The 15,083-nt window shown below is 53.1% G+C and carries 20 protein-coding genes; 10 read left to right on the forward strand and 10 right to left on the reverse strand.

Annotated elements, in window-relative coordinates; all coding sequences use genetic code 11:
- Positions 1–38 precede the first annotated feature (38 nt).
- The 3 genes from PsAD46_RS10540 to PsAD46_RS10550 form a co-directional block, all read right to left on the reverse strand.
- On the reverse strand, positions 39–680 hold the full coding sequence (locus PsAD46_RS10540; protein ID WP_063292931.1) for a DUF1629 domain-containing protein: 642 nt from the start codon (positions 678–680) through the stop codon (positions 39–41).
- 224 nt (positions 681–904) lie between these two features.
- Positions 905–1,243: a DUF1330 domain-containing protein gene (locus tag PsAD46_RS10545; protein WP_063292930.1), complete on the reverse strand. Its 339-nt coding sequence runs from the start codon at positions 1,241–1,243 to the stop codon at positions 905–907.
- Between the two features lie 71 nt (positions 1,244–1,314).
- Entirely contained in the window at positions 1,315–1,884 is a 570-nt protein-coding gene (locus PsAD46_RS10550) for a TetR/AcrR family transcriptional regulator (protein WP_208981777.1), read from the reverse strand.
- A 142-nt stretch (positions 1,885–2,026) separates the two neighbouring features.
- On the opposite strand from PsAD46_RS10550, the gene PsAD46_RS10555 reads away from it, so the two are divergent.
- Positions 2,027–2,527 (forward strand): DUF417 family protein, encoded by a 501-nt coding sequence (locus PsAD46_RS10555; protein WP_057462307.1) that lies wholly within the window; start codon positions 2,027–2,029, stop codon positions 2,525–2,527.
- Positions 2,528–2,610: 83 nt separating this feature from the next.
- On the opposite strand, the gene PsAD46_RS10560 is transcribed toward PsAD46_RS10555, so the two are convergent.
- Complete coding sequence (locus PsAD46_RS10560) at positions 2,611–3,231, reverse strand: TetR/AcrR family transcriptional regulator (RefSeq protein ID WP_063306791.1); 621 nt, start codon at positions 3,229–3,231, stop codon at positions 2,611–2,613.
- Between the two features lie 414 nt (positions 3,232–3,645).
- On the opposite strand from PsAD46_RS10560, the gene PsAD46_RS10565 reads away from it, so the two are divergent.
- The 5 genes from PsAD46_RS10565 to PsAD46_RS10585 all read left to right on the forward strand — a co-directional run bounded on the left by PsAD46_RS10565 (position 3,646) and on the right by PsAD46_RS10585 (position 7,121).
- Positions 3,646–4,476, forward strand: a complete 831-nt coding sequence (locus PsAD46_RS10565; RefSeq protein WP_063306792.1) for a universal stress protein — start codon at positions 3,646–3,648, stop codon at positions 4,474–4,476.
- Between the two features lie 235 nt (positions 4,477–4,711).
- Complete coding sequence (locus PsAD46_RS10570; RefSeq protein ID WP_063292926.1) at positions 4,712–5,308, forward strand: HupE/UreJ family protein; 597 nt, start codon at positions 4,712–4,714, stop codon at positions 5,306–5,308.
- 146 nt (positions 5,309–5,454) lie between these two features.
- Positions 5,455–6,363 carry an aminoglycoside phosphotransferase family protein gene (locus PsAD46_RS10575; RefSeq protein WP_063306793.1) on the forward strand — a complete coding sequence of 303 codons (909 nt, stop codon included), beginning with the start codon at positions 5,455–5,457 and terminating at the stop codon, positions 6,361–6,363.
- 54 nt (positions 6,364–6,417) lie between these two features.
- Positions 6,418–6,753, forward strand: a complete 336-nt coding sequence (locus tag PsAD46_RS10580; protein ID WP_063306794.1) for a hypothetical protein — start codon at positions 6,418–6,420, stop codon at positions 6,751–6,753.
- Positions 6,750–7,121 (forward strand): nitrile hydratase subunit alpha, encoded by a 372-nt coding sequence (locus PsAD46_RS10585; protein ID WP_063306795.1) that lies wholly within the window; start codon positions 6,750–6,752, stop codon positions 7,119–7,121. Before PsAD46_RS10580 ends, PsAD46_RS10585 begins: the two co-directional genes overlap by 4 nt.
- Before the next feature lie 19 nt (positions 7,122–7,140).
- Here the strand turns inward: PsAD46_RS10585 and PsAD46_RS10590 are convergent, their stop codons facing one another.
- Both PsAD46_RS10590 and PsAD46_RS10595 read right to left on the reverse strand, forming a co-directional pair.
- Positions 7,141–7,884, reverse strand: a complete 744-nt coding sequence (locus PsAD46_RS10590) for a DUF4344 domain-containing metallopeptidase (RefSeq protein ID WP_063306796.1) — start codon at positions 7,882–7,884, stop codon at positions 7,141–7,143.
- 106 nt (positions 7,885–7,990) lie between these two features.
- Entirely contained in the window at positions 7,991–8,353 is a 363-nt protein-coding gene (locus PsAD46_RS10595) for a VOC family protein (protein ID WP_063287930.1), read from the reverse strand.
- Between the two features lie 225 nt (positions 8,354–8,578).
- Here PsAD46_RS10595 and PsAD46_RS10600 point away from each other — a divergent pair, with 225 nt between their 5' ends.
- From PsAD46_RS10600 to PsAD46_RS10615, 4 genes are all read left to right on the forward strand, one after another.
- A complete protein-coding gene (locus tag PsAD46_RS10600; protein ID WP_063306797.1) occupies positions 8,579–10,408 on the forward strand; it encodes a sensor histidine kinase in 1,830 nt (609 codons plus the stop codon).
- Positions 10,389–11,069, forward strand: coding sequence for a response regulator (locus PsAD46_RS10605; protein WP_057462317.1), 681 nt, complete (start codon positions 10,389–10,391; stop codon positions 11,067–11,069). The genes PsAD46_RS10600 and PsAD46_RS10605 overlap by 20 nt, the downstream gene beginning before the upstream one ends.
- A gap of 172 nt (positions 11,070–11,241) precedes the next feature.
- Positions 11,242–11,799 (forward strand): cytochrome b/b6 domain-containing protein, encoded by a 558-nt coding sequence (locus PsAD46_RS10610; protein WP_063306798.1) that lies wholly within the window; start codon positions 11,242–11,244, stop codon positions 11,797–11,799.
- Between the two features lie 121 nt (positions 11,800–11,920).
- A complete protein-coding gene (locus PsAD46_RS10615) occupies positions 11,921–12,541 on the forward strand; it encodes a phosphotransferase (protein ID WP_063306799.1) in 621 nt (206 codons plus the stop codon).
- On the opposite strand, the gene PsAD46_RS10620 is transcribed toward PsAD46_RS10615, so the two are convergent.
- The 4 genes from PsAD46_RS10620 to PsAD46_RS10635 all read right to left on the reverse strand — a co-directional run bounded on the left by PsAD46_RS10620 (position 12,522) and on the right by PsAD46_RS10635 (position 15,020).
- A complete protein-coding gene (locus tag PsAD46_RS10620; RefSeq protein ID WP_063306800.1) occupies positions 12,522–13,151 on the reverse strand; it encodes a hypothetical protein in 630 nt (209 codons plus the stop codon). The two genes, PsAD46_RS10615 and PsAD46_RS10620, sit on opposite strands and share 20 nt — an antisense overlap.
- Positions 13,148–13,840 (reverse strand): ceramidase domain-containing protein, encoded by a 693-nt coding sequence (locus PsAD46_RS10625; RefSeq protein WP_063292920.1) that lies wholly within the window; start codon positions 13,838–13,840, stop codon positions 13,148–13,150. Before PsAD46_RS10625 ends, PsAD46_RS10620 begins: the two co-directional genes overlap by 4 nt.
- Positions 13,841–13,927: 87 nt before the next feature.
- Positions 13,928–14,641, reverse strand: coding sequence for a sulfite exporter TauE/SafE family protein (locus PsAD46_RS10630; protein ID WP_193776934.1), 714 nt, complete (start codon positions 14,639–14,641; stop codon positions 13,928–13,930).
- A 127-nt stretch (positions 14,642–14,768) separates the two neighbouring features.
- Positions 14,769–15,020 carry a hypothetical protein gene (locus tag PsAD46_RS10635; protein ID WP_063292918.1) on the reverse strand — a complete coding sequence of 84 codons (252 nt, stop codon included), beginning with the start codon at positions 15,018–15,020 and terminating at the stop codon, positions 14,769–14,771.
- Positions 15,021–15,083: the final 63 nt, after the last annotated feature.

A 15,083-nucleotide genomic window follows, 5' to 3' on the forward strand; every position in this document is an offset into this window, starting at 1 on the left:
GCTATCTGCGGTTTCGGCTTGCATTAACTCAAGCCAGATCAATACTGTTGAGCGGCTTCCCACTCGAGAAATGGGCCAATGTTTTCTTCAGGCAACCATGGTTCATCAAGCTCGGGCCAGCGTTTGAATTTGAAATATTTGAACTTTTCCTTGCTAAGGCGCTTGAAGACCTCATTGGAGACATAAACGCCAATAATGCGTTGATAGTCAGAACACCAAAAATGGTGCCCCTTAATGCGAGAGACGCTCAGGTAGTTGGTATTGCCATTATGAATGTTTAACTTAGGCTTGCCCGTAAAGTCGTCAGGCTTCCCCCACCCCACTGGAGAATGCTTGTTCAACACCGCATCCAGACGTTTTCCGCAGTTGAAGATGTAAAAATTGCCATCAATCGGCTCACCTGTTTTCTTAAACAGCTCAAGTGGGAGAAACTGATGAACTCCCGGCTCAAACTCTTCCACCCGATCTTTGAAGCGCTGAGAGACTGCATTCAGTCCTGGCATGGAAAAGATATCGGGAATAACCTTTTTCTTTGTTTCCTCTTTTGCTTTGGTCGGGAAACGATTGGGATCAAGAATATTTCCACTGCTAAGCCCAAAAAGTGGCATATCTTGAGGTTCATCCAGAAACTCAAATTGAGGTTCTCTGCTGTTGTAATCTAAATTAATCAGGTAAGCCATTTACGCATTCCCCCGGTATGGTAAAACTTGGGCGCACCTGTCTTCTGGGCGCGCTGTATAGTATAAACGGATGGCCAATAAGAGGTTTCGGAACTCCCTACTTCAATAAATATGTTCTACCATAATACTTGCATTGTTAGGATAATATGGTGCGAAGCAGAAAGAAAAGATCATCTCTGATAAAGCGGTTTGCATCCAGCTGTTGCATTCTCTGCGGAATAAGATCAACTCGCGGCCTCTTTGGCGAAATAACTTGATTTCACAACGCTTTCTGTTTCCGAATGACTCGGAACGACTGTCGCAAATCCCTTGATGACCTCGCTACTGAACTTTCTGAGTTCCACCATTTCCTCTGAGTTATAGAAGGTCAGAGCAGCCTCAAAACTCTCGAATCTGTACATCACCATATTCGTGTAGGATGTTGATCCCGCAAGGGTTTTTATTGGGGTTGCGACGATCAACTCGCCACCATATTTTTCGATAATAGGAAGGGATCTGGGGCCGAGTTCCTCAATGCGCGACCTGTCGATAATATTGTAGTGGTGAAGAACATAACCAGCCATTTAAAGTATCCTGAAATTATAAAGTGAGGCGACGCCTACATAACTGCGCCTGTTAAGCAAATCTGGCCCATCTAAATGGTGTCGACCAGAACGGTGACTGTCTCTTCCAGCTCTGCCAAGGGCGTGCCACCGCGCACCATGACGCGCAGGCCGAAGTAACCTGCAGCCAATAGAATGGACTTTTGCTTTCGCAAAGCATCATCACTCTTGTATGGCTCGGAGACGGCGAGGGCGGTGTTGAACAGGTCTTGCGTGCTCTGGATACCTTCCTGCGCGTTGAGCTGGATCTGCTGATCATCATGGGCGTGCTCAATGGCGGAGTTGCACAGGAAGCAACCGCTGCGGTCGCCGTTGCGCACTGGCTCCAGCACTGCTGCAAACAGATCCACAAATCGCTGTTTTGCGTCCGGGGCCTTGCAGATCACCTGTGCGAGGTGGCTGATGTCCCGCTCGTGATAGAGCTTCAGCGCGCGCGCGTACATGGCGTCTTTATTGCCAAATTCCCGGTAGAGCGACTGCTTCTTCAGCTCGGTTATCCTCTCCAGGTCCTGCATGGAGGTGCCATGATAGCCTTTTTCCCAAAAAGCTCTCTGTATTCTGTCCAACGCAGTTTTGGGGTCAAATTCCCGAGGTCTCGCCATCACATTAATTCCCGCTCACAACAATGTTACCGATCAGTCCGTAATTTATTATGGACACATCGGTCCGTAATACATATACCTAAGTGCACAGGCTGGCAAGACCCGCCGCAACACACTACCAAATTCAACACAGGAGGTTGAAATGACTGATCTTACTCACGCGTCTGCCACTCAATCAGATGACAACGCCGCCCTGGGTGCTTTGTTCTCCGATATCGCAAAAAACGGAATCTTCGCCGCCCTTATTCTCGTGTTCCTTTGGTTTGGTGGCATGAAGTTTACGGCTTATGAGGCCGGAGCAATTCGCGGACTGGTCGAGAATTCTCCCTTTCTTGGATGGCTTTACTCATTCCTGTCCGAAGGAGCTGTGTCCAAACTCATCGGACTTACAGAGCTGACCATCGCGGCGTTACTCACCACCCGCTTCTTCGCGCCTAAATTCGCGGTCTTCGGTGCGCTTGGTGCAATCGGTACGTTTCTGTTGACCTTCAGCTTCTTCTTTTCCACGCCGGGCGTGTTCATTCCGGACACTGGCGTGCTGGCGATCTCCGTTATTCCGGGGCAGTTCCTTTTGAAAGATATCGTCCTGCTGTTCGCATCCGTGTTCGCCCTGGGCAACGCCCTCAGTGCTACTGCAAAATAAAAAACTCCTCACTGTGCACTGAAATGGGGGCGTCTATGGCGCCTCCATTGGGCTACCCGCAAAACGCCAGCAAGTACCGGCTTTTACCGCCCGCCTGTCTTCATTCTACTCCCCAACGCTTCCAGTGAAACCTCGATAAGTTTGAAGATCTTCTCCTCGGGCATGCCGAACTTTACCATCTCGTAGAGCCCTTCAAAAATGAGCATAAAGTACCCGGTTAGCAGCTCGATCTCGCCCGGATCTTTGAGTTCATTCTGGCATTGAACGAGCTTGTCGCGGATCTGATCTTCCCAATTGAACTGCAGCCCCTGAAACTGCTCCCAGAGCTCTTTATCCACGTAACCAAGATCGATAAGCGTCAGCCAGAAGAGGCCTTTCTCCGCTTTGATCTCATCGCAGCACAGCTCGGTAAATTCCATGAAAGCTGCTTGCATGGCGGAGTAGATATCGGAATGCAGAGCCATAACCGATTGCATTTGCTGGCTATATTTGAGGTAGTACCAACTGAGCGCCGCGACGACCAAGCCCTGTTTCGATGTAAATCGGCCTTCCAGAGCGGCAAGAGAAACGCCCACCGCCTCCGACACGTCTTTCATCGTGGCAGCTTTAATCCCCTTTTCCAAAAACACACGAATGCTCGTATCAAAAAGACTTTCGAGTTCGGGAATTGGAATGTCCGGTTTAACTGGTTCGTCCGAGCTCATTTTGAAACTATAGATTATTCAAAAATGCCCTCAACACAGATGCTCGGTTTTAGAAAAAGAAACGCAAATCCAATGAGTTGGATACATTTCAATTTATGCCAATTCCGTTGAACTCCGCCAGGCAGACTGCACAATAGGGCAGTTTTGTGCTGTTTGCCTTTAAATATTCAAAATGTAAAAATCAGCCTGTTGTTCTGTTTGCCTATGTCTATCATAGGTTGACTTAAGGTTATAGCGCGTACGTAGGGTTATAATATTTCGTAGGAGGCTAAGTATAGCACCCAATTTACTTGCGGCTGTTTGAGGCCAACTATCACTCTATGAGGCGGGAAGGGTATTCTTTGCAACTCGACCTACAGGTGGGTGCTTTTCGCATTCTGCGCTTCATGAATTGAGTCAATTGGAGGTTCAGATATGTCTATCAAAACAGTCGTCACCCTTACCGACACGTCCGGTGATCAGGTCGCATCCCGCGTTGCCGTTGAACTCTCCAAGCTGACAGATGCCTATCTGATTGGCGTCGTGCCCAACTACGAGACCTCCTACTACCTGTGCACCGCCGGGCCAATGCCGCCAGACTATGAACAGCGCTTGCAGGAGCAGTCCGCCGCGACACTCAATAAGTCATTGGAAGGCTTCGCAAAACACTTTGAGGGCGCGTGCATAGATGGTGAAACACGCGTCACAGACATCATCCTTGGCGGCACGTTTGACGAGCTGATGCATCTGGGGCGTTTGAGTGATGTTACCGTGATACGACAGGATGATCCTGCCAAGCCGGAACCGATGCGTGCTGCCATGATTGAGGCGATGGTGTTTGACACCGGTGTCGCGACGCTCATTGTGCCGCACGCCTATGAAAAAGCGTTTGCACCCAGAAACATAGCTGTGGCATGGGATGGCTCCGGCCCTGCCTCCAACGCAGCGCATGCCTCTATGTCCATGTTGCAAAATGCAGACACTGTCTCTGTTGTGATGATCACGCCGCATGACGAGCCAAAGCATTCAGAACTAACGGATATTCGTAGTTACTTCGAGCGCCATGGCGTCAATATCCATCTGGAAGTGATGAGCAACGTCTCCGGTTCCGTTTCAGCAGCTCTGCTGAGCACGATAGAACGTCTCAACGCGGATATGCTGGTGATGGGCGGATACGGCCACAGCCGGTTGGCGCAATACCTGTTTGGCGGGGCAACGCGCCGGGTGCTGCATGATATGAAGATCCCGGTTCTGATGACCCATTAAGGCATTTACCAAGGGGGCCTCACAGGCTCCCTTTTTTACTGCTGCATTCTCACTGAGTAGTTCCAATGATGTTTTCTACAAGCAATCCGGTGTGATTTTCCCAAAAGAACGCGGTTTGATTGCTTGATCACCGAAAACAAGTCAGTTTGGCGTCACCTTGTGCGGTCACCCTGCACCATACCTGACGACATAGACTGCGCGTGGCGTCGCGCGCTCAATATTGGAAGTTACACTGATGAAATTGAGAGAAACTGCCGGTTTAACGGGTCTTCTGGCAGTATTGATATTGATTGCTCTGCCAGCTCAGGCTGCCGCATTTTCCACGGCACAGGCCAAAGCGGACTTCCTTCACGGCCTCTGGCACCCGCTTGGCGGGCTGGACCACATCCTCACCATGGTTGGCGTCGGTGTTTGGGCTGCGCTGGTTCTGCTTAAGAAGCGCCTTGTCTGGCCGCTGGTGTTCACGCTGGTCATGTTCATGGCGTTCTGGGCTCGTTACATGGGTGTTGTTGTGCCGTATGTGGAGACGGGTATTCTGGCGTCTGTCATCGTGATCGGCCTGCTGGTGGCGTTCGCTCTGAAACTGCCTGTGGTGGTGGGTGCGCTGATTGTTGGCGTGTTTGCTGTGTTCCACGGTGCGGCGCATGCCACTGAGGCGAACGCGAGCAGCCTGTTGATCTATGCGCTCGGCTTTTCCGTTTCCTCTTTCGCGCTTGGCTTATCCGGCATCGGGCTTGGCTCGTTGACCGAATGGAACAGCGGACGCATGTTCCTGCGCGCGCTTGGTGCGGTTACAGCGCTGTTTGGCCTCTATCTGATGTTCGTTGCCTAGTGTCGCTTTAGGGCGACAGTTTTCAAGGGATTGCCCCGGTTTTGTGGCTTTCCCTTCGCAAACACACTCAGTTCTGCTTTCTTGAAGGTGCGGTTCCGACCGCGCCTTTTTTAATGCTGATTTTTTATGTGTGATTGCGAGTTTCAATGAGTGATGGCCGTTTGACGATAGCGCCCGAGGTGGTGCGCAAGATGCTTGATGAGCAGTTCCCCGCGTGGGCCGCCCTGCCTCTCAAGCGTGTTGAGAAGGATGGCTGGGACAACAACACGTTCCGCCTGGGCGATGAGCTGAAGGTTCGTTTGCCGTCTGCTGCGGGCTATGTTCCGCAGGTCGAGAAGGAGTTTAACTGGCTGCCAAAACTGGCAAAATACCTGCCCGTGGCGGTTCCTGCACCTGTTGCCCTTGGCAAACCAAATGCAGATTACTCATATCCGTGGTCGGTCTATCGCTGGATCGAGGGAGAGACAGCCTCTGCTCATTCTGTCCGTGATATGAACGAGTTTGCGAGAGATCTCGCGACCTTCCTGCATGCGCTCTGGGCTGTCGATACCACAGGAGCACCGGAAGCCGGAGATCACAACTGCTACCGTGGTGGTGATCTCAGCGTCTATGATGAGGAGACCCGTTTTTGCCTTTCTGGTGTGACTGACCTGATTGATGCCGACGCAGCGCTGATGATCTGGGAGCAAGCGCTTCGGTCCAAATGGGAGAAGCCTGCAGTTTGGGTACAGGGAGACCTCTCAAACGGTAATATCCTCACACGGGATGGCTGCGTCAGTGCCGTCATTGATTTCGGCTTATGCACGGTTGGCGATCCCGCCTGCGACTTAGTTATCACCTGGAAGTTCTTTTCCGGCGTCAATCGCGAGATTTTCAAAACTGCGGTCAACATCGACCAAAAAACCTGGGATCGCGCCATAGGCTGGGCTCTCTGGAAGGCAGTTCGCACGCTCTTCTACGCCAGAAAAGACAATATCGCTGAGGAACAAAGAGAAGCAAAAGCAGTGATTGAAGCCATCTTCTCAGATGCAAGACTTGTTACCACGAAGACTTAAGGTCCTGCCTTTAGGCTCTCTCTGATCTTGTGCAGTCAAACAGGAAGAGCAGCAATGGAAAGAGACTTTGAGTTGTTGTTGACCCAGCGCATGTGGGAGGATCCGGCATTCGCGAAACTGGCACAGCGCGATGCAGCTGCTGCGCTTAAAGAGCTGGGAGTGAAGGTTGATCCCAGCGTTAAAGTCCGGATCATCCAGCAGCGCAAAGACACGCTTTATCTGACTATTCCACCTGCCAAACAAGAGGGTGCACTTGATACAACATTGGATCTCAACCAGATGGATTTGTGGTCCAGCGGGGAGATGTTTGTCTGGGTTGCCTCGGTTTATAACAAGGTCAAGCTGCTCGGCATCCGCTCTTCCATCGCGAAAGGGAAGAGGGAAGCATGACAGACCGCGACAACAGCGATTTTGCGGAGCAAGACTACCGACGGATGATCAACGATCCTGCGTATCGCCAGCGTCTGATTGCAGATCCGAAAGGAACGCTTGGCGAAACAACGGGTTATGAGTTTGATGCAGGCGTACGCGTTGAGGTGATTGAGCAAGAGCCCGACACCATCTGCATGATGATCCCAATTAAGCCGGAGGGCTCTGCTGATGAGGTTGAGCAGGCGCTGCACAAATCTACCGAGCGCACGTATGACCTGCTGTTTTCCTCTGGCATCGGCGGGTATTTCATCCCGAGTGATGAGCTGAAATGGACTCTTCGAGTTGTGCGCCACAGTTGGATCAGCAAACTGGGGCTCAAGTTATGATCCCCAGTACACAAGCACATCAGTTCTGCAAGTTGGACTGATAGAGGGATCTCAGGTGCGGGATGAACTCGGTGCAGAAGGAGATGGAGACCTCCTCAGGATCGTAAAACGCGTTCGGCTCGCCACAGCTTTCCACCTTTACGATGACCTCGTTGGGCAGAGACATATCGTCTTTCAGGCTTTTGATTTCCTCAGAAAGCACGTGATTGATGACTTCTGCGTCCGCGCCAGTGCCCGCTTGAAAAGTCATCGCAACGCCGGAGCCTGGCTTCATCTCATCAAACACAGCGCCCCAACTGCTGGCAGCTTGCTCGTACTCAAACGGGCACATTTCTGCCCGGTCTTCCGGCAGCTCCAGGTCTGTAGCCAATTCCGCGCGCTTGTCCGGATTTGCTCCATAAAACAGGCAGATATGGTTGTAGTAGCGCTGCTGATCAGGTCCATGCAGATCCCACCACGCCACCTCTTCTTCTCCTTCGGGATCGTTGATGTAGCCAAACGCGCTGTCAAAGGCGAGCTCCTGCGCGGCCTCTTCCTCATAAAGCCAGTCAATCATCAGCACTGAGAGCACATCTGCGGCGTCTTCCTCCTGCCCGAAGATCGGCACCTGCATTTGGTCAATCACCGCATGGCCAACCTCGTGGTAAAAGATCGACAGGATGTTGGCCTCCACAAAGGCGTTCTCTGCTTCATCAGCCTGTGCACCAAGAGGAGACAGCAGCGAAACTGCGCAAGTCGCGGTGAGAAGAAGAGAACGTAGCATTGGCGGCCTTCCGTATGAGCACTTGAAATCTCTGAATAATCATTCCAATGCCATGTTTACGCAGGTTCGCCAAATCCTTTGTGCTTTGTGATACATCTGAAGGCCGTTAGCAGTGGAAGTTGAGCTTGTTGCCATCCAGATCGCGGCAGTAAGCTCCATAAAATGCTTCACCGCGCGGGCCGGGAGGGCCTTCATCTTTGCCACCCAGTTGCAGGGCGAGTGTATGCAGGGTCTCGACGGTTTCGCGATCTTCCACCCGCAAAGCCACCATGGTGCCGTTGCCAACGGATGCGTCTTCGCCATCATAAGGCGTGTTGAGGACGATGAGCGGTTTGCCCTCGCCAAAGCTCCAGGCATAGAGCCGGTTGTTTTCAAAGACCCGTGTTGCACCCATCTTCCCAAAAATGGCGTCGTAAAATGCACAGGCACGGTCTAAGTCGTTGGTACCTAAAGTGATATAGCCGATCATATGGTGTTCTGGTCCTAATAGATTGCAGTAAATGACAGAGTGTTCAAAATCAGCAGAGGTGAAGGTTTCGTTCCCCTGAGTAAACTACAGGGCAGGCCCCAAGTAAATGCAGAAGCGGTACAACCTGCCGCGCTTCGTCGCCCTAGGTGAAATACCTATTGCAATTCGGCAGGATCGCTGTTTGTTTCGGATTATCTAATATACGTTGAGCCTGGGAACTGCTGCATGCGAGGCTTTCTTCAGCGCATTGTTTGTGTTGTACTTTTTCTTGCTGTGCTGGTTGTACTCCAACTGACGGCCAGTCCGGTGTTTGCGCGCTCTGACATGGTGCGTGTTGGCATCCTGTCCTATCGCGGCAGTTTGGAAACCCAGCGCACATGGGCGCCGACCATTGAGCATTTACAACGTGAGCTGCCGGATGTGGAGTTCTCCTATCTGCCTCTGACCCTTCAACAAATCGCTGAACAGGCCGACCAGCTGGACTTCATCATCACCAATCCCGGCCACTCGTTTCAGTTGGAACGGATTGCGGGCGTCAGCCGCATCGCCAGTGCACGCTCTCACGTCAATAAGAATGAGATGCACGACCTCGGGTCGGTGATTTTTACGCGAACGGACAGTGGCATCACGGGGCTGACAGAGCTGAAAGGCGCAAGTGTGGGCGTGGTCTCGACAGAAGCTTTTGGCGGATATCTTGCTGCCAAACACAGCTTACAGCAAAGCCTAGGTGATGAGCCTGACTTACGCGTTAAACCACTGGGCTTTCCGCAGCAAACGGTGGTGGAGGCGGTGGTGAAGGGAGACGTGCAGATCGGCATTGTCCGCGCCTGTCTGTTGGAGAGCATGAGCGCTGCTGGCAAGCTGGACAAAACGCAAATTCGTGTTCTTGGTCAGCAGTATGACCCGGAGTTCGCCTGTGCCAGAACCACGGAACTTTATCCGGGTTGGGCGTTTTTAAAGGTGCCCGGCGTTTCGCCTCAGCTGGCAACGCGCATCACGCAGGCCTTGCTTTCTATGCCGGATGGCGCCTGCACGGATGAATGGCTCGGCCACGCCAATTGGATTGCGCCGGTTTCCTATGCTGCGGTTGAGCGTGTTTACCGGGATCTGGCGCTTTATCCCTACAACAAGGACCTGCGACAGATCCTGAAGGACTGGGTGGAGCGGAACTACTTTCTGCTTGGTGTGATTATCCTGCTCAGCGGAGCTTTTCTGCTGCATGTAGGGCACGTGGAATTTCTGGTCCGTCGTCGCTCACGCCAGCTGGAAACGGCCAGTGACAAGCTGGCGAACGCTCTGCAACGCAACCTGATGCTAGAAAGCGAGCTGGCCCATGCCGGGCGTGTTTCTTCCATGAACATCCTTGCCAGCAGTCTGGCGCACGATCTCAAGCAACCGCTTGGGGCCATCTCCACCTTCGCCCACAGTCTGCGGCAGCGGTTGGACCGTGGCACGGCGGATGAAGAAACGCTGCAAAAACAACTGACCCGCATCTCCGAGCAAGCCAATCGGGCCTCCGACTTCATCAACTCCATGCGTAGCTTCCTCAACAAGCAGCCAGAGACGCGGCGGCGTGTGGACCTGCGCGATTTGGTGGATGAAACGGTGATGCTGATGCGCACCTTCGCCGCCAAACATGCCTGTCAGCTGCAATGGCACTCTCCGCAAGAGCCTGTGTTCGTCTGCTGTGATGATGTGCAATTGCGGCAGGTCATGGTGGTTCTGCTGCAAAACGCGCTTGATGCTACGGTGGAAGCTGGCCTTGAGGACGGAGTGATCTCCATTCAACTGGAACAGACCGCAGAAGCCTGTGAGCTTAGGGTGTGCGATCAAGGGGCTGGTATTCCAAAAGAGCTGGAGGAGAAGGTGTTTGAGCCGTTTTATTCCAGCAAGGGCAGTCTGGGTTTAGGGCTGGCCACCGCGTTTAGCATTGTTGACAGCCACGATGGGGAGTTGACCCTGAAACCGATGCTTGATGAAGGCACATGCGCAACAGTGAGGCTGCCATTGAGCCGCTCACAAACTGAGGGAAACCATGACACAACAACCAGTTAAACCGCTTTATGGACCAGAGGCTGAGCCTGTGATCATCATTATTGATGATGATGACGCCATGCGGGAAGCGCTGGTGTGTCTGGTAGAGTCCGTCGGGTTGAAGGCTGTTGATTTTGAACGTGCTGATGATTTTCTGAGTTCTGATCTACGCCCTTGCGTTGGCGTCATCATCACCGACATGCGCATCCCCGGCACCAGTGGCCTCGGGCTTTTAGAGAAGCTGCGTGCCTCGGGCCAGCACTTGCCGGTGATCGTCATCTCTGCCTTCGCGAACCTGCGTGATGGCGTGCGTGCCATGAGCCTTGGTGCTGTCGATGTGTTGGAAAAGCCGTTTGATGAGCAAGGCCTGCTTGACAAACTGCAAGACCTGATAACAGAGACCCGAAACCGCGCCAGCCAATGCTGCCTGACAGCGCAGGCCAAAGTGAAGGTAGACCGCCTCACCAACCGCGAACGCGAGGTGATGGGTTATCTGGCACAAGGCCTGCAAAACAAAAGCATTGCCAATGCATTAGGCCTTAGCGTCAAAACCGTAGAAATCCACCGCCACAACGTCCTCACCAAACTGGAAGTGCAAACCCTCGTCGACGTTTACCAGCTCACCCAAAGTGCCGACCGCGCAACAGGGTCTGGCCGGTGTTGCGGCGTGGAAGAGGCTTAAAGGCGGATTTCGGAGCTTTGCGGTGCAAACTTTACTCAAAGTTTCAGGTTAACTTCAGGATAGCGTGGTGAGGTGCCGGGGTTACGAGGCGGCAACCAGGCGGCGTTTAAGACGCGCCTGAAGCACAACTGCAAACAACAAGTTGCTGCCATAAGAAGAACTGGCAGAAACTATGACTGATCAACAATATGTGCGCTCCGCCCGGATCCTTCACTGGCTAATGGCCCTTGGCTTTTTATCCATGTGGGTGACCGGCTACATCATGAAGCTGGACTCTCTGGAAGATACCCCCTTGGAAGAAAGTCTGTTTGACCTCCACATCTCTATGGGCGTGACCCTGCTGGGCCTGTTGTTGCTGCGCGTGGCTATCCGCTTGGTCAACAAACCGCCTGCATTGCCTGCGGGGCTGACTTCATGGGAAAAAATCGGCTCCCATCTGGGTCACCTGGGTCTGTACCTTCTGCCGCTCGTCACCATGCTGGTGGCATGGGCTGAGGTTGATTTTGGCGGGCACGGCGTAAAGTGGTTCACCATTGCAATGCCAAAGATTTTCCCAACAATGGAAACCCTTGCTGGTATCAATCTGGAAGACACCACGGCAACGGCGCATGAGCTGCTTGCATGGTCCTTGCTGGCGTTGGTTGCCGTTCACGTGGCTGCTGTTCTCAAGCACAAATACTGGGATGGTCACGACGTCATGGGCCGCATGAGCTTGCTCAGCAAAAAATAACAGGACGCGGGGGAGGGCTGATCGCAGCCCTAACGCCGAGGGCGCATTGGGGGCAGTCCCTCGGCATCCGCGTCACTTCCCTGCAAACCTGCTATGCTGTGTGCAGCGGAGAGGCTGGCAGATGATGCAAGGGCGGGTTGTGTTGCTCAATGGAGCACCGAGGTCTGGCAAAAGCTCGATTGCATCTGCACTGCAAAAGCAGGCAGATGAGCCCTGGATAAATCTCGGTGTGGACGTTGTCGTCAAGCACATGACCCCGGAACACATGAAGCCGGGGATAGGTCTGCGTCCGGGAGGGGAAAGGCCTGGCCTGGAAGACTTTGTCTCCCACTCCTATCACGCGCTTTACAAAAGCATCGCAGCTCATGCTGAGCTGGGCTTTGATGTCATCGCTGATCTCGGCCACCACAACAACTATGCGACGCTGGACGGCAACTGGGGGCATTATCTGAAGGAGTTGGAAGGGTTGGACGTGATGATCGTCGGCGTCTTTTGCCCACTGGCAGAGATTATGCTGCGCCGAGCTGGCAGTGATGGGAACTATCTCACGGCCAATGAGGAAGGCAAAATCCCGTTACCCGTCCTTCGCTGGCAGGAAGAGGTTCATAAGCCGGGGATTTATGATCTGGAACTGGACACTTCGGCGCTGAGTGCGGAAGAGTGTGCGGAACGAATTTTGAATGTGATTGCGTCAGGCGCAAAGTTTAATGCCAGAGACAAGCTTATAGCATCGCAGATATGAGCTGCTTCGTCTGCTGATCGACCGAGGTCAAGCGGGGGATGGCACTGTCGGGTTTGAGCAAGGTGCCAGGAGCGAGGACTGAGTTTGCGCCGACCTTGCTGTTGTCACCGATCAGGGAGCCAAATTTTCTCACACCTGTCGGTATCTCGTTGCCATCCTGAAGGAGCGTAATCTCTTTCCCAGCCCATTCATTGCGGTGATTGGCAACCACAACGCCGGCTTCCAGATTGACGTTTTCGCCTAAAATGGAATCTCCCAGAAACCCGAGACGGGCGAGTTTGGAGCCTTTGAACATGAAGCTGGACTTTACCTCACAAAACGGGCCAACCGCGCAGCCTTCATCCAGAAACACGCCTCCGCGCAAATAACTGCGGGAGGACACAAAGGCGTTGGGCCTGATGATCACTGCGTCTTTCAGTGTCGCCCCATCTTCCACCACGGCGCTTTCGTGAATAGCGATGCTGTTGGTGACGCGGTACGAGCTATCAAGGCGAGAGATCATGCCCTGAATGATGCTTGCAGCGTTTGTCGTCATTGCCCACGGTGTGTGTTCAAGTCCTGCGAGTGGTGAGTTCTCCCAGTTTGCAATGTAGTCACGCAACCGGATCATTGAGCCTTTCCTTGTGGCGGCATCTTGAGAACCAGCGCTGCAAGGAGGAAGCCGATCATAAGGCCGTTGAGCAGGTGCCACATGAAGTGGGTGCCGAAAGCGACGGAGAAGCAGAGGGCCATGTCCACGGTTCGGAACATCAAAGAGACTGCAAAGGTTGCCGTGGCGAGTGTGATATAGGCCCGAGCCGGGTGTTTGCGCAGGTGCATCAGCAGGGTTGCGATGAGCAGAGCGACCATAGCTGGCAGGTATTGCAGGGAACCGTTGAACGGATCAGGTCCAGCATCGATATCCGTCAGTACAGCATCCGAGCTGAACCAGAAAATGGCTGCTGTGATGCCCACAGCAATGGCACTGGCACGCAAGGTGCGGAACAGGTTTTCGCCGGTCGCACGATAGATCACCGTGACGATGTAAAAGGCTACAAAACTCCAGATCGGGACAACGTCCGCCAGCTCTGACCAAGTGTTCGCAAATGTATGAAACAGGAATGAGCCAACGCCAATAGCCGCTGCAAGCGCGATCAGCACCAGCTCTGCGATGCTCGGGTTGCCCCGTTTGCGCACCAGATAAAGCGCGATCAGAGCAGCCACAATAAAGCTGAGATTGCTGAGCGCATTCAGCGGTTCATTCCAGAACCCCGGTGCGGTTCGCTCGCAGTAAAGGTCAATATAGTCAGCAGGAAGCATCGCAATGTCTCAATGAAAGTCAGAGGCTGAAAGAGCAGAAAGACTAAATCTGTAAGTGTGCCGATTGTAGGGTGCGACCTGCAATATTCAAGGCATAATCATGGAGATGCCGGAGCCTGCCAGAACCAGATCAATCATCCGGTCATGCTGCTTGGAGCTGAGCTTGTTCAATATGGTTTTAGCCGCATAGGTGCCAAGGGTGATCGACCCGCCCACCAGCGCCCCACCAATGAGGATGTCCGTGCTCATGACATTGAGATAGCTGAAGGTCGCAGCCTTGGAGCCAAACACGAACAGGGAAGCCGCCGCTTCTGTTGCGATCAACGCGCTTTTGACGAGGTCGAAAGAGGAAAATACGGCAAGGCTCAGTGGGCCGGAAGAGGCGACTAGTCCGGTGATGAACCCGATGAGCGTTCCGCCAAACACAAGGTGGATTGGCTTGGAGCCGATGTTTTTGGAGCGCAGCAGATAGCGCACAGGAATGAGCACCAGAAAGAACAGGCCAAGGATGGTGCTGCCAACGGATTCCGGTATGGCAATCAACAGGTTCGCACCCAGAGCAGCCATGGGAATGCTCGGCAGCGCGTAAAAGAACACCGCGCGCCAGTTGATCTCACTCCACCACACAATCACGCGCCCGCAATTGGCGATGAGTGCGGCAATTGCCATGATGGGAATGGCCGCTTTGGTGCCAAACACAGCCACCAGAATAGGCAGCAGGATGATGGATGACCCCGTGCCAACAATGCCGGACAATACCCCGGCAAGCATGCCAGAAACGGCAATAATCAATATGCTCAAATGAGGAACCCTTGGAGAAAAGAACATTCTGAAAAATCTTCTGATCTGTATAAGAGCGACTGCCTCATGATGCAATTTGCTTGAAGAGAAGCTGCATTAAAAAATACAGCTTCGCTCCTCTAAACGGTTAAACAGAGTTTAGGCGGACAGGGTTGGGCGAGAGCGGAGAGACGCGCGCCTGATAGGTGGAATGAACTGGCACAGTAAAACGACCAGAAATCGGGCGGTCACCAGCTCCCGGTGCGGATCGCACCAACGGTATTGAGGCAATTGATGTTTCGCGATCGATGTCTCTCCAAACACCAGCGACCTGATGTTGAGGTTGCCAGACGCCTGATGGCACGGCCTGCCAGGCGGCGGTAAGATTGATAGCGGGCATGTTTGTTTTCCTTTATTCACCACGATCATTTGTTTGTGCAGCATGCTTATGACTGCTCTCCTA

Source organism: Pseudovibrio sp. Ad46 (genome assembly GCF_001623065.1).
In the GTDB taxonomy this organism is placed as follows: domain Bacteria; phylum Pseudomonadota; class Alphaproteobacteria; order Rhizobiales; family Stappiaceae; genus Pseudovibrio.

Excerpts from the sequence above, each read along its gene's own strand:
- PsAD46_RS10620 (WP_063306800.1), bottom strand. The coding sequence starts at position 13,151 with ATGATCCGGTTGCGTGACTACATTGCAAACTGGGAGAACTCACCACTC.
- PsAD46_RS10570 (WP_063292926.1), top strand. The coding sequence starts at position 4,712 with ATGAAATTGAGAGAAACTGCCGGTTTAACGGGTCTTCTGGCAGTATTG.
- PsAD46_RS10550 (WP_208981777.1), bottom strand. The coding sequence starts at position 1,884 with ATGGCGAGACCTCGGGAATTTGACCCCAAAACTGCGTTGGACAGAATA.
- PsAD46_RS10555 (WP_057462307.1), top strand. The coding sequence starts at position 2,027 with ATGACTGATCTTACTCACGCGTCTGCCACTCAATCAGATGACAACGCC.
- PsAD46_RS10560 (WP_063306791.1), bottom strand. The coding sequence starts at position 3,231 with ATGAGCTCGGACGAACCAGTTAAACCGGACATTCCAATTCCCGAACTC.
- PsAD46_RS10595 (WP_063287930.1), bottom strand. The coding sequence starts at position 8,353 with ATGATCGGCTATATCACTTTAGGTACCAACGACTTAGACCGTGCCTGT.
- PsAD46_RS10575 (WP_063306793.1), top strand. The coding sequence starts at position 5,455 with ATGAGTGATGGCCGTTTGACGATAGCGCCCGAGGTGGTGCGCAAGATG.
- PsAD46_RS10590 (WP_063306796.1), bottom strand. The coding sequence starts at position 7,884 with ATGCTACGTTCTCTTCTTCTCACCGCGACTTGCGCAGTTTCGCTGCTG.
- PsAD46_RS10635 (WP_063292918.1), bottom strand. The coding sequence starts at position 15,020 with ATGCCCGCTATCAATCTTACCGCCGCCTGGCAGGCCGTGCCATCAGGC.
- PsAD46_RS10540 (WP_063292931.1), bottom strand. The coding sequence starts at position 680 with ATGGCTTACCTGATTAATTTAGATTACAACAGCAGAGAACCTCAATTT.
- PsAD46_RS10585 (WP_063306795.1), top strand. The coding sequence starts at position 6,750 with ATGACAGACCGCGACAACAGCGATTTTGCGGAGCAAGACTACCGACGG.
- PsAD46_RS10600 (WP_063306797.1), top strand. The coding sequence starts at position 8,579 with ATGCGAGGCTTTCTTCAGCGCATTGTTTGTGTTGTACTTTTTCTTGCT.
- PsAD46_RS10580 (WP_063306794.1), top strand. The coding sequence starts at position 6,418 with ATGGAAAGAGACTTTGAGTTGTTGTTGACCCAGCGCATGTGGGAGGAT.
- PsAD46_RS10615 (WP_063306799.1), top strand. The coding sequence starts at position 11,921 with ATGATGCAAGGGCGGGTTGTGTTGCTCAATGGAGCACCGAGGTCTGGC.
- PsAD46_RS10545 (WP_063292930.1), bottom strand. The coding sequence starts at position 1,243 with ATGGCTGGTTATGTTCTTCACCACTACAATATTATCGACAGGTCGCGC.
- PsAD46_RS10625 (WP_063292920.1), bottom strand. The coding sequence starts at position 13,840 with ATGCTTCCTGCTGACTATATTGACCTTTACTGCGAGCGAACCGCACCG.
- PsAD46_RS10565 (WP_063306792.1), top strand. The coding sequence starts at position 3,646 with ATGTCTATCAAAACAGTCGTCACCCTTACCGACACGTCCGGTGATCAG.
- PsAD46_RS10610 (WP_063306798.1), top strand. The coding sequence starts at position 11,242 with ATGACTGATCAACAATATGTGCGCTCCGCCCGGATCCTTCACTGGCTA.
- PsAD46_RS10605 (WP_057462317.1), top strand. The coding sequence starts at position 10,389 with ATGACACAACAACCAGTTAAACCGCTTTATGGACCAGAGGCTGAGCCT.